This window comes from Streptomyces ficellus (assembly GCF_009739905.1).
Lineage (GTDB): Bacteria > Actinomycetota > Actinomycetes > Streptomycetales > Streptomycetaceae > Streptomyces > Streptomyces ficellus_A.
In genome coordinates this window covers 4,331,008-4,343,768 of record NZ_CP034279.1, presented here as the reverse complement: position 1 = coordinate 4,343,768, position 12,761 = coordinate 4,331,008, and the positions used below count along the sequence as shown (strand labels likewise).

General features: G+C 72.0%; 9 protein-coding genes. 2 read left to right on the top strand and 7 right to left on the bottom strand.

Annotated elements, in window-relative coordinates:
- Positions 1-307 precede the first annotated feature (307 nt).
- Genes galK through galT form a run of 3 tightly spaced genes read right to left on the bottom strand, consistent with a single transcriptional unit; the run spans position 308 to position 3,542 of the window.
- Positions 308-1,525, bottom strand: coding sequence for a galactokinase (galK, locus tag EIZ62_RS19470; RefSeq protein WP_156693930.1), 1,218 nt, complete (start codon positions 1,523-1,525; stop codon positions 308-310).
- The gene (gene galE / locus EIZ62_RS19465; RefSeq protein ID WP_156693929.1) at positions 1,522-2,502 is read right to left on the bottom strand and encodes a UDP-glucose 4-epimerase GalE; all 981 of its coding nucleotides are present in this window, start codon (positions 2,500-2,502) and stop codon (positions 1,522-1,524) included. The genes galK and galE overlap by 4 nt, the downstream gene beginning before the upstream one ends.
- A complete protein-coding gene (galT, locus tag EIZ62_RS19460; protein ID WP_156693928.1) occupies positions 2,499-3,542 on the bottom strand; it encodes a galactose-1-phosphate uridylyltransferase in 1,044 nt (347 codons plus the stop codon). The genes galE and galT overlap by 4 nt, the downstream gene beginning before the upstream one ends.
- Before the next feature lie 226 nt (positions 3,543-3,768).
- On the opposite strand from galT, the gene EIZ62_RS19455 reads away from it, so the two are divergent.
- Positions 3,769-5,457 (top strand): sodium:solute symporter family protein, encoded by a 1,689-nt coding sequence (locus EIZ62_RS19455; RefSeq protein ID WP_156693927.1) that lies wholly within the window; start codon positions 3,769-3,771, stop codon positions 5,455-5,457.
- 21 nt (positions 5,458-5,478) lie between these two features.
- On the top strand, positions 5,479-5,754 hold the full coding sequence (locus tag EIZ62_RS19450; RefSeq protein WP_156693926.1) for a hypothetical protein: 276 nt from the start codon (positions 5,479-5,481) through the stop codon (positions 5,752-5,754).
- 21 nt (positions 5,755-5,775) lie between these two features.
- On the opposite strand, the gene EIZ62_RS19445 is transcribed toward EIZ62_RS19450, so the two are convergent.
- The 4 genes from EIZ62_RS19445 to EIZ62_RS19430 form a co-directional block, all read right to left on the bottom strand.
- Positions 5,776-6,540 carry a response regulator transcription factor gene (locus EIZ62_RS19445; protein ID WP_156693925.1) on the bottom strand — a complete coding sequence of 255 codons (765 nt, stop codon included), beginning with the start codon at positions 6,538-6,540 and terminating at the stop codon, positions 5,776-5,778.
- A 229-nt stretch (positions 6,541-6,769) separates the two neighbouring features.
- Entirely contained in the window at positions 6,770-8,542 is a 1,773-nt protein-coding gene (locus EIZ62_RS19440; RefSeq protein ID WP_156693924.1) for an outer membrane protein assembly factor BamB family protein, read from the bottom strand.
- Positions 8,543-8,661: 119 nt separating this feature from the next.
- On the bottom strand, positions 8,662-10,554 hold the full coding sequence (locus EIZ62_RS19435; protein ID WP_156693923.1) for an outer membrane protein assembly factor BamB family protein: 1,893 nt from the start codon (positions 10,552-10,554) through the stop codon (positions 8,662-8,664).
- Positions 10,555-10,799: 245 nt separating this feature from the next.
- Positions 10,800-12,602, bottom strand: coding sequence for an ABC-F family ATP-binding cassette domain-containing protein (locus EIZ62_RS19430; RefSeq protein ID WP_156693922.1), 1,803 nt, complete (start codon positions 12,600-12,602; stop codon positions 10,800-10,802).
- Positions 12,603-12,761 lie beyond the last annotated feature (159 nt).

Sequence of the window (12,761 nt, the reverse complement as noted above, 5' to 3'; positions counted from 1 at the left end):
CTGATCAGCACCGGCCCCCACCGGTGCCGTGCATCAGAGTACGGCGACGGAACGGCGGACAAGGGGACTTGTGGAAAACTCACCGCCCCCACGGGGTGATCCGGACCCGGGCCCCGTGCGCACCCGGTTCGGCACCCTGGTGCCCGACCGCGGGGCCCTCGCCCGGCGCGGCGCCCACAGCGCCCGGCGACGGGGCCCGGACGCGGCAGGCCCCGGCCCCGGACGGGAGCCGCCGACGCCCGGGCGCCGCGCCGCGCCGCGCCGCGAGCGAGGGGCGCCCCGCGCGGTCAGGCCGGGCGCCCCGCCCTCACCCCACCCGCCGCGCGCCCGCCGACGGACGGGCCGGGAAGACGCGGGGGGCCGTGTGGCCGGCGGCCGCGAAGGCTTCCGTGACCGCCTTGGTCACCGTGTCCGCGTCCGTCGCCTCGGTCAGCACGATCGCCGAGCCGCCGAAGCCGCCGCCCGTCATCCGGGCGCCCAGCGCCCCGGCGGCATTGGCGGCCGAGACCACCAGGTCCAGTTCGGGGCAGGAGACCCGCAGGTCGTCGCGGAGGGAGGCGTGCCCTTCGGTGAGGACCGGCCCGACCGCCCGCACGTCGCCCGCGTCCAGCAGGGCGATCGTCCGCTCGACCCGGTGGTTGTCGGACACGACGTGGCGGACCTGGGCGCGAATCGTTTCGTCACCCAACCGCCGCAGGGCGTCCGGCAGTTGCACGTACTCGATCTCGCGCAGCGTGCGCACGCCGAGCGCCCGCGCGCCCGCCTCGCACCCGGCGCGCCGCTTCGCGTACGCGCCGTCGCCGAGCGCGTGCTTCACCCGGGTGTCGACGACCAGCAGCGCCAGGCCGTGGGCGTCGAGGTCGAAGGGCACCTGGCGGGTCGACAGGTCGCGGGTGTCGAGGTGGAGGACGTGGCCCTCGGTGCAGCACGCCGACGCCATCTGGTCCATCACGCCGCACGGGACGCCCACGAACGCGTTCTCGGCGCGCTGTCCGGTGAGGGCCAGCTGCCGGGCGGTCAGTCCGAGTCCGTACAGGTCGGCGAGGGCGAGCGCGGTGACGACCTCCAGGGCGGCCGACGAGGACAGCCCGGCGCCCGTGGGCACCGTGGACGCGAGGTGGATGTCGGCGCCCGTGACGGGGTGGCCGGCTTCGCGCAGCGCCCACACCACCCCGGCGGGGTAGGCGGCCCAGCCGGTGCCGGTGAGCGGCCGCAGGGTGCCCGCGTCGAGCTGGACCACGCCCTGGTCGGTGTCGGCCGAGTGGACGCGCAACCGCCCGTCGGTGCGGCGGGACACGGCGGCGACCGCGGTGTGCGGGAGCGCCAGCGGCATCACGAACCCGTCGTTGAAGTCGGTGTACTCGCCGATCAGGTTGACCCGGCCCGGCGCCGCCCACACGCCCTCGGGGGCGGCCCCGTACAACCGGTGGAAGTCCTCGGCGACCGCCGCCGGCGTGTGCCTCGCACCGCCCGCGCTCCCGTCCCCGGCGCTCCCGTCCCCGGCGCTCCCGTCTCCGGCGCTCACTCGCCCGCCCCCTCCTTCTCCAGCCGGCGCGCGAACTCCCAGGCGTCCGCGACGATGCGGGCCAGGTCGGGCCGGGACGGCTTCCAGCCGAGCCGCTCCCGGGCGGCGTCGGCCGAGGCGACCAGCACCGCCGGGTCACCGGCGCGCCGGGCGGCGACGACCTCGGGCACCGGGTGGCCGGTGACCTCGCGCACGGTCTCGACGACCTCGCGGACCGAGAAGCCGCTGCCGTTGCCGAGGTTGCAGATCAGGTGCTCGCCCGGGGTGAGGGCGTCCAGGGCGAGCAGGTGCGCCTCGGCGAGGTCGGCGACGTGGATGTAGTCGCGGACGCACGTGCCGTCGGGCGTCGGGTAGTCGTCGCCGTACACCGAGATCGACGCGCGCCGGCCGAGGGCGACCTGGAGGACGAGCGGGACGAGGTGGGACTCGGGGTCGTGCCGTTCGCCGTACGCGCCGTACGCGCCCGCGACGTTGAAGTACCGCAGCGACGCGGCGGCCAGCCCGTGCGCCGCGGCCTCACCGGTGATCATGTGGTCGACGGCCAGCTTCGAGGCGCCGTAGGGGCTGGTGGGGGCGGTGGGGTCGGTCTCGGTGACGGGCGTGGAGACCGGCTCCCCGTACGTCGCGGCGGTGGAGGAGAACACCAGGCGGCGCACGCCGTGGTCGCGCATCGCGGCCAGCAGGGCCATCGTGCCGCCGACGTTGTTCGCCCAGTACTTCTCGGGGTCGGTGACGGACTCGCCGACCTGCGAGAACGCCGCGAAGTGCAGGACGCCGTCATAGGTGGCGTCCAGGTGCCGGGCGGCGTCCTGGATACGGCCCTCGACGAAGCGGGCGCCCGCCGGGACCGCCTCGCGGAAGCCGGTGGACAGGTCGTCCAGGACGGTCACCTCGTGCCCGTCCCGCAGCAGGTGCGCGGCGACGACACTGCCGACGTAACCGGCCCCGCCCGTCACCAGGTACTTGGCTGTGCTCACTGGGTCGCCACCTCTCGCAGTCGGCGCGCCGCGGCCTCCGGCGGCACGTCGTTGATGAACACGCTCATCCCGGACTCGGAGCCCGCGAGGAACTTCAGCTTGCCGGAAGTGCGGCGGATGGTGAAAAGCTCGAGATGCAGGGCGAAGTCGTGCCGCCCGGGGGCGCGGAAGGGCGCCTGGTGCCAGGCGGAGATGTACGGCGTGGGCGGCTCCGCCTCCCCGAAGATGCGGTCGAAGCGCCGGAGCAGTTCCAGGTAGACCTGCGGGAACCCGGCACGGGCGTCCTCGTCCAGCGCGCGGAGGTCGGGCACGCGCCGCTTGGGGTAGAGGTGCACCTCGTAGGGCCAGTGCGCGGCGTACGGCACGAAGGCGACCCACTCGGCGGTCTCCAGGACCACCCGTTCGGCCTGCCCGAGTTCACGCGCGAGGAGATCGTCGAAGAGGTTGCGGCCGGTGGACGCGCGGTGCTCCTCCAGCGAGCGCAGCATCAGTGCCGTGCGCGGGGTGGTGAAGGGGTACGCGTAGATCTGGCCGTGCGGGTGGCCGAGGGTGACCCCGATCTCGGCGCCCCGGTTCTCGAAGCAGAACACCTGCTCGGCGCCCGGGAGCTCGGCGAGTTCGGCGGTGCGGTCGGCCCAGGCCTCCAGGACGAGGGCGGCGCGCTCCTCGGTGAGGCCGGCGAACGAGGCGTCGTGGTCGGAGGTGAAGCAGACGACCTCGCAGCGGCCGGAGTCGCCGGCGAGGGAGGGGAAGCGGTTCTCGAAGACCACGACGTCGTAGTCGCCGTCCGGGACCTCGCTGAGCCGGCCGTCCCGGGAGGGGCACAGGGGGCACTCGTCGGCCGGCGGATGGTAGGTGCGCCCCTGGCGGTGCGAGGCGACGGCGACCGCGTCGCCGAGCAGGGGGTCCCGGCGGATCTCCGAGGTCGTGGCGACGGGTGCGAGGGGACGCCGGTCGACGGCGTCCCGCACCACGTCGTCGCGGGAGTCGTAGTAGACCAGCTCGCGGCCGTCGGCCAGCCGGGTCGGTGTCTTCTTCACTCCGGGGCTCTCCTCGGCACACTCTCAACAGAAGTAAACACAATCAACCATAGAGCAACAGCGCCCGTCAATGGGTCTTGCCTCACCCCGCCACAAGCGCTTACTTGGGGACATATCCACGCACGCGATCACGATCAAACAAAGAAATCCAACAGAAGTGTTCAGATCATGAGTGGGGAAGCGTAGGTTCCGGCCTGATCAGTTCGCGCGACGAAGCGAGTCACTCATGCACTTCCAGGCCGAGGGGCACTACCTGGCCGACGGGCTCCGGCTCCCCACCAACGGGCTCGACTACACGATCCTGGCGATCTACTTCGCCGTCGTCCTGGGCATCGGCTTCGCCGCCCGGGCCAGCGTCCGGACCAGCCTCGACTTCTTCCTCTCGGGCCGTTCCCTGCCCGCCTGGGTCACCGGCCTGGCCTTCGTCGCCGCCAACCTGGGCGCGACCGAGATATTGGGCATGGCCGCCACCGGCGCCCAGTACGGCGTGGCCGTCGTCCACTGGTACTGGATCGGCGCCATCCCCGCCATGGTCTTCCTCGGCCTGGTGATGATGCCGTTCTACTACGGCTCCAAGGTGCGCTCCGTACCCGAGTTCCTGCTCCAGCGGTTCGACCGGCCGGCGCACCTGCTCAGCTCGGTGCTGTTCGCCTTCGCCGCCATCCTCATCGCGGGCGTCAACCTCTACGCCCTGTCGATCGTCGTCGAGGCGCTGCTCGGCTGGCCGCAGTGGGTCTCCATCGTGGTCGCCGGCTTCTTCGTCCTGGCGTACATCACCGTCGGCGGTCTGTCCTCGGCGATCTACAACGAGGTCCTGCAGTTCTTCGTGATCCTCGCCGCGCTCATCCCGCTGACCGTCCTCGGTCTCAAGCGGGTCGGCGGCTGGGACGGACTGACCGGCTCACTGGAGAAGAGCCACGGCTCCGACTTCCTCTCCGCCTGGGGCGGCACCGGCATCGGCGACGCCAACCCGCTGGGCGCCAACTGGCTGACCATCGTCCTCGGCCTCGGCTTCGTGCTCTCCTTCGGCTACTGGACCACCAACTTCGCCGAGGTGCAGCGCGCCCTGTCCGCGAAGAACCTGTCCGCCGCCAAGCGCACCCCGCTGATCGCCGCCTTCCCCAAGATCTTCATCGTGTTCGCGGTGATGATCCCGGGCCTGGTCGCCGCCGTCCTCGTACCGAGGATCGGCACGGCCGGCTCGGACCTCACCTACAACGACGCCATCCCGCTGCTGATGCAGGAACTGCTGCCCAACGGCGTCCTCGGCATAGCCGTGACCGGTCTGCTGGCCGCCTTCATGGCCGGCATGGCGGCCAACGTCTCCTCGTTCAACACCGTCTTCACCGCCGACATCTGGGCCAAGTACGTCGTCAGGGACCGCGACGACACCTACTACCTGCGCTTCGGCAGGCTCATCACCGCGATCGGCGTCCTCGCCTCCATCGGCACCGCGTTCCTCGCCGCCAGCTTCTCCAACATCATGAGCTACCTCCAGACCCTGTTCTCCTTCTTCAACGTGCCGATGTTCGTCGTCTTCATCATCGGCATGTTCTGGAAGCGCGCCTCGGTCAAGTCCGGCTTCTGGGGCCTGATCGCCGGCACCGTCGCCGCGATGGTCAACTACTTCGTCGTCTACAAGCAGGGCGTCATCGCCATCCCCACCGACCAGGGCGCCAACTTCGTCTCGGCGATCGTCGGCTTCGTCGCCGGCGCCGTGGTGATGGTCGCCGTCACGCTCTTCACCGCCCCCAAGCCCGAGGCGGAGCTCGCCGGCCTGGTGTACGGCACGAGGTCGCCGGGCATGGAGGAGGCCCCGTCCGAGGGTGACGACGCCTGGTACCGGCGGCCCGCCCTGCTGGGCTGGGGAGCGATCGTCCTGGCCGCCGCCTGCTACCTGCCGTACTCCTTCTGACCCGCCCGGAGGCACCCACCCATGTCCGAACTGCAGCGTGAAGTCTCCGAGCTGGAGAAGAAGTCCGCCACCGCCGCCCGCCTCTTCGACATCCGGCGCATCATCGGCGGCCTGTTCACCGTGTACGGGATCATCGTCACCGTCGCCGGGATCACCGCGTCCGACGCGGACCTGAAGAAGGCCGTCGGCGTCAACATCAACCTCTGGACCGGCCTCGGCATGCTCGCCCTCGGGCTGTTCTTCCTGGTCTGGCTGCGACTGCGCCCGACGGCCCCGCCGCCCCCGCCCACCGGATGACGCACCGCGGCGGGCCGGGCATCAGACGGGGCCCGGCCCGCCCACTCCGGCCGCTCCGCCCGCTCCCGCCGGCCCGCCCGCCCCGGGCCCCGGCGACGGCCGCGACGGCCCCGCCGCCCCGGCGGACACCGCCCGGTCCAGCAGGCCCGTACGGGCGGCGAGCGCCGCGGCCTCCAGCCGCGAACCGACGCCCAGCTTCATCAACACCCGCTGCACATGCGTCCGCGCGGTGCTCGGCGCGATCCGCATCCCGGCCGCGATCAGCCGCGTGTCCTCGCCCTCCGCGACCCGCACCAGCACCTCCACCTCGCGCGGGGTCAGCAGCCGCAACAGCCGCTGGCCCTCGTCGTCCGGCTGCGCGGCCGGGTTGAGCAACTCGGTGAAGGCGCCCTGGAGCAGTTGCGGCGCCACCGCCGCCTCGCCCGCCCGGGCCTTCATCATGGCCCGCTCCACGCCCTCGATCCGCTCGTCGTGGCGTACGTAACCGGAGGCGCCGGCCGCGAACGCCGCCGCGATGCCGCGCGGCGACGGGACCGGCCCGAGCACCACCACGGCCACCTGCGGCCGCTCCCGCTTGATCGTCACGATCGGGTCGAAGACCCCCGGCTCCGCCGGTGCCGCCGTGCCCAGCAGGCACACCTCCGGCGCCCTGCTCACCACCAGCTCGGCCGCGCCCGCGGTGGGCGCGGCGGCGGCGAGGACCCGGTGCCCCCGCAGTTTGAGCGCCGACGCGAGCGCCTCCGCGAGCAGTCGGTGCTCGTCGACCACCATGAGCCGCACGCCCATCGAGCTTCCCCCCATCCCCCCGGGTCCGACCCCCCGTCGCCCCCGGCACTGTTGACCCGGCAAGCTACACGCTTGTTCGACGTCGCGCTTCCGTTACGTGGCAGAAGCCCCCCAGAATGTCGAATTCTTCGTCAAACAGGGCTACGTGCGGTGCATCAAGTGGACGGCCCGGCACCTCGGTTCCCCGAGGTGCCGGGCCGTCCCCGTCCCGTGCGCCGGCGCCCGTGACTCAGCTCGTCGTGAAGGACATCGCCAGGTACTTCTTGGTGTCGGACGAGCCCCTCGGCGCGTCGAACAGGTCGTCCGCGATGAACAGCCTGCCGCCCGCGTAGACGATCTCGTCGGAGTCCAGGTTGAACGACTGCTCCGCGTCCCGGACGGACTCGTCGGCCGGGTTCTCCATCAGGACGGTCTGCTTGAACGTCCCGCCGTCGATGCTCACGACCTGACCGCCCTTGTCGTAGGGCGCCTTCTTGTAGGCGATCACGTTGCCGCCGTCCATCCGCAGGGGGAACATCGAGTACCGGTCGCCCGCGTCGGCCTTGTCCGTGGTGGGCTTGCCGGTGGTGAGGTCGAAGGACACGATCTCGTTGGTGTCGCCGTACTCACCGCCGCCCTCGTGGTCCTCGGTGGGCAGGTACAGCCGGTTGTTGCCGACGACGACCTTGCTGCACTGCTCGACCGCGAGCTCGCACTCCGCCGCGTACCGGTCGGCGTCCGCCGCGATCTTCACCTTGAGCTTGCCGGTCTTCTCGTCGATGGAGAAGAAGTCCGAGATGCTGGAACCGTCACCGGCGGTGTCACCGACGTCGGCGGCGACCACCAGCGGCTTGGTGGACACGATGCCCGCGTCCTCGACACCGGGCGGCATCTTGAACGACGAGAGGGGCGCGCCGGACTTCGGGTCCAGGTTCTGGATCAGGAGGTACTGGTTGTCGAGCGGCCCGCAGGCGCGCGCCGCGACCAGGTTCTCGCCACCGGCGTAGCCCTTGTCCTCGCACTCCTCGGCGTTGATCTGGGGCCGCCACAGCTCCTTGCCGCTGGTCAGGTCCCAGGCCGCGCCGCCGTCCAGGCCGCCGGCCGCGACGGTGGTGGCGCCGATGGTCACCTCGTCGAACGAGGCCTTCTCGTCACCCGAGTCGGGGCTGGTGGCGCTCTTGCGCCACAGCAGCTTGCCGGTGGTCAGGTCGACGACGCCGACCTCGGTGCAGGGCTGGAAGTTCTTCGGCGGTACGCGCTTGGCGGCCTCGAAGGCGACGGCCACCTTGTTGTCCTTGACGTGCCGCGAGGACGCGCACACCTGACCGGGCAGCGGGGTGGTCCACAGCGGGGTGCCCTTGGCGACGTCGTAGCCCACGACCGACTCGACACCCGGCTTCACGTACGCCTTGTCGGTGACCCAGGAGCCGGTCACGTTGGTGAGGTCGGTGACCTTGGGCAGCGGGAGCTGGAACGCCACCTTGGAGGTGGTGCTGGCGGGCACCTTCTCCTTGCCGGCCCCGTCCGGGGCGTTGCCGCCGGTGTCCTTGCCGCCGCCCCCGGAGGTCCCGGAGGTGCCGCCGCCCTTGGCGTCGTTCGCGGGGTCGTCCTCGGAGCTCGCGTACCAGACGCCGCCGGCGATGATCAGGACCACGGCGACGGCCGCGGCGATGATGATCTGCATCGACGCGGACAGCTTCTTGCGCCCGCCCCCGCCGCCCTGCGGCGGCACCTGCTGGTGCATGGGAGCGGTGGGGTAGCCGTAGCCCGGCTGCGGGTGGCCGTAGCCCCCCGGCTGGGTCGGCGGCTGGCCGGGGGCCTGGCCCGGGGGCTGGCCGGGGGCCTGGGGGTAGCCGTAGCCGGGAGGCTGGGCGGGCGGCGGCGTCTGGGGTGCCTGCGGGTACCCGTAGGCCGGGCCCTGCGGTGGCGTGGGAGCGCCGAAACCACCCGAAGGGGGCTGCGCCGGAGGCTGGTTCGGGGGCTGGCCGGGCGGCTGGTTCGGCGGCGGCGGTGGCTGCGTCATGGGGTGGGTACCTCGGGTGGGGAAGGTTGTCGGTCGGGTGGGTGCGGGCGGCTGTCCAGGACGCGGTCACGCGCCGGGAACCAGGCGGGCCCGGCGTACGCGCCGGGCCCGCCCGCTCGTCACTTGCCGAAGGCCATCATCGTCTTCGTCTGCTTCTCCTCGGTGTCGTTGCGGGCGCTCACGCGACCGCTCGCGATGAAGAAGCGCCCGTCGGCGTAGGCGTACTTCGGCGAATAGAAGTCCCGCTCGATCTGGGCCGTCGACGCCGGGTGCTGGAGGAGCACCTTCGGGCTGCCGCCGGTCGGCGCGAGGGTGGCGACACCGCCACCGCGGTCCCACGAGCCCTCCATGTACATCAGGACGTTGCCGCCCTCCATGCGCAGCGGGGTCATCGTCCGCTGCGGTCCGGCGGCCGCGCGCCACTTGGGCTTGCCGGTGTTCAGGTCGAAGGCCACCACGTCGTTGGTGCCGTTGGTGAGCTGGGTGGGCTCGGTCGACATGTAGAAGGTGTTGGCGTCGGCCGCGACACCGGTGCAGCCCTGGAGGTTCTCACCGAAGACGACGAAACCGCCGCCGCACTTGGGGTTGAACTTGTCCTTGCCGCCGTCGAGCGTCGAGCGCGGCTTGCCGGCGTCCGTCAGGGCGACGATGCTCCACGTCTTCTTGTCCGGCTCCTCGGTGGAGATGACCAGCGGGCTGACCGAGAAGACCTTGGTGACCTCCCAGTTGGGCGGCAGCTTGTACGTCCACTTCGGCTTGCCGGTCGCCGGGTCGACCTCGCTGACCTGGTGCTGGGTCTTCTTGTAGTCACCCGTGCGGCACTGGGCCGCGGCGATCAGCTTGGGTCCGCCCGCGTACGCGAACGGCTGGCAGTCGGCGGCCGAACCGCCGAACAGCTGCTTGCCGTCGGTCAGCGAGAAGCCGTACGCGTTGCCCGTACCGGCGGCCGTCACGGTGCTGCCGCTGATCGCCAGCGTCATGTCGGACAGCGCGAAGAAGCCGGTGCCCTTGGGGACCGGCTTCTTCCAGCCGGCCTTGCCCGTCTTCAGGTCGATCTGCTGGAGGACGTTGCAGTCCGCCTTCTCACCGGTCTTGTCGTTGACGCCGATGACGATCGTGCCGTTGCCGGCGGGGGCGACGGGTGCGGTGCACACCTCGGTGGCGACCGGCACCTCCCACTTCTTCTTGCCGTCGGCCGCCGAGTAGCCCACGACGCTCTTGTACATCGCCTTGACGACCGTGTCGCCGACGACCCACGGGCCGTAGACGTCCGCGCCGTTGCGCGGCAGGTCCACGTCGTTCGTCATCAGCCAGTCGACCTTGGCCTCGCCCGGCTTGCGCCCGGCGTTCAGGTCGTCGTCGGCATCACGGCCACCGCCGTTGCCGTCACCCGTGTCGACGTCACCGGTGCCGGTCGGGGCGGGCGCGGCGCTGGAGCCCTTGGCGTCCGGCTTCTTGGGGTCGGTGTCGTCGCCGCTGAGGGCGAAGTACGTGCCGCCGCCGATGACGAGCAGGGCGGCGAGAGCCGCGCCGACGATCGCGGCCGCCTTGCCCTTGAACGGCCCGCGCGGACCGGCCGGGGGCGGGGTGGGCACGCCCGGGTACTGCGGCTGCGTGGGGTGACCGCCGTAGGGGTTGGGCTGGCCGTAGGGCCCGGGCGCCCCGTACGGGCCGGGCTGCGTGCCGGGCTCCTGCGGGTAGCCGTAGCCGGGTGCGGGGGGCGGGGTCTGCGGGTAGCCGTAACCGGGCGCGGGGGGCGGGGTCTGGGGGGAGCCGTAACCGGGCGCGGCGGCGGGCGGCTGGCCGGGCGGTGCCTGCGGCGGCACCGGCGGCTGGCCGGCGGGCGGCTGCGGGGCGCCGAAACCGGGCGCGGCGGCCGGGGGCTGCGCCGGAGGGGCGGGCGGGCCTGCGGGCGGCTGCGGAGCCTGGGAGGGCTGGGAAGGCTGCTGGTGCGGGTCCTGCGGAGACCCGGAGCCCCCCTGCGGCGGTTGCTGGCTGGGTGGCTGAGTCATCAGCGCTTCCCCCTTCGTGCGGCCCGCTGCCCGACCGGCCTCCCCCGCCATTCCGGCGCGCACGTACCGCCGGAAAGGAGCGAATCGGACATGGATTCCGCAGTGTTGCGTGAGTCGAGCGGGGCTTCTTTCTATCACTCGGCACCCGCGCGAAAAGGGCCGGTCCGCCCCTGTTCCCAAGGGAGGACCGGCCTGTGATGCCCTCGTTATCCGCTCTCCACGCCTTCTCTACGTCCGCGCCGGCACTACGCGTCTTCGGCGAGTTCCAGCCACCGCATCTCCAGGTCCTCCCGCTGCGCGGCCAACTCCCGGAGCTCCGCGTCCAGTTTCGCCACCTTCTCGAAGTCCGTGGCATTGTCGGCGATCTGCGTGTGCAGCTTCGCCTCCTTCTCGGAGACCTTGTCGAGCTGGCGCTCGATCTTCTGCAGCTCCTTCTTCGCGGCCCGGGCGTCGCCCGCCGACCTCTCCTTCGCGGGCGCGGAGACCGCGGCAGGCGCCGGGGCGGCCGTCTCGACCATCCGCTGCCGCCGCTCCAGGTACTCCTCGATGCCGCGCGGCAGCATCCGCAGGGTGGCGTCACCGAGGAGCGCGTACGTCTTGTCCGTCGTCCGCTCGATGAAGAACCGGTCGTGGGAGATGACGACCATCGAACCGGGCCAGCCGTCGAGGAGGTCCTCCAGCTGCGTGAGGGTCTCGATGTCGAGGTCGTTGGTCGGCTCGTCGAGGAAGAGGACGTTCGGCTCGTCCATCAGCAGCCGCAGCAGCTGGAGCCGGCGGCGCTCACCGCCGGACAGGTCGCCGACCGGCGTCCACTGCTTCTCCTTGGTGAACCCGAACTGCTCGCACAGCTGCCCCGCCGTCATCTCGCGGCCCTTGCCGAGGTCGACCCGGTCCCGCACCTGCTGGACGGCCTCCAGCACCCGCAGCGTCGCCGGGAGTTCGGCGACGTCCTGCGACAGGTACGCCAGGCGGACCGTCTTGCCGACGACGATCCGGCCGCCCGCCGGCTGCTGCTCGCCCCCGGTGGCGGCGGCGTCGCCCAGCGCCCGCAGCAGGGACGTCTTGCCCGCGCCGTTGACCCCGACCAGACCGATGCGGTCGCCGGGGCCGAGCTGCCAGGTCAGGTGCTTCAGCAGTACCTTCGGCCCGGCGGTGACGGTCACGTCCTCCAGGTCGAACACCGTCCGGCCCAGCCGGGCGTTGGCGAACTTCATCAGCTCGCTGGTGTCGCGCGGCGGCGGCACGTCGGCGATCAGCTCGTTGGCCGCCTCGATGCGGTAGCGCGGCTTGGACGTACGGGCGGGGGCGCCGCGCCGCAGCCAGGCCAGCTCCTTGCGCATCAGGTTCTGCCGCTTGGCCTCCTCCGTGGCGGCGATGCGCTCCCGCTCGGCGCGGGCGAAGACGTAGTCGGAGTAGCCGCCCTCGTACTCGTGGACCGTCCCGCGCTGCACGTCCCACATCCGGGTGCAGACCTGGTCGAGGAACCAGCGGTCGTGGGTGACGCAGACCAGCGCGGACCGCCGCTCCTGGAGGTGGCGGGCGAGCCAGGCGATGCCCTCGACGTCGAGGTGGTTCGTCGGCTCGTCCAGGACGATCATGTCCTGCTCGGCGATCAGCAGCTTCGCCAGCGCGATCCGCCGCCGCTCGCCCCCGGACAGCGGCCCGATCACGGTGTCCAGCCCCTGCGGGAACCCCGGCAGGTCCAGCCCGCCGAACAGCCCGGTCAGCACGTCCCGGATCTTGGCACTGCCGGCCCACTCGTGGTCGGCCAGGTCCCCGATCACCTCGTGCCGCACGGTGGCACCGGGATCCAGCGAGTCGTGCTGCGTCAGCACCCCCACGCGCAGCCCGCCACTGTGCGTGACCCGCCCGGAGTCGGCCTCCTCCAGCTTGGCGATCATCCGGATGAGGGTGGTCTTGCCGTCTCCGTTGCGGCCGACGACACCGATCCGGTCCCCCTCGGAGACGCCGAGGGAAACACCGTCGAGCAGGGCACGGGTGCCGTACACCTTGCTGACTGCCTCGACATTGACCAGGTTGACGGCCATCAACACTCCAGACGGGGGTTAGATCGGCCTTCCAGCGTAGTCGGCCCGGCGGCCCCGCCGTCGCGCGGGCGAGTGCGCGCTCCCCCTGGCGGAACGGGTGGCGGCACGCACCGGAAACGAAAACACGGTCGCAGCCGGGAAACTCGTGCGATCCCGGCC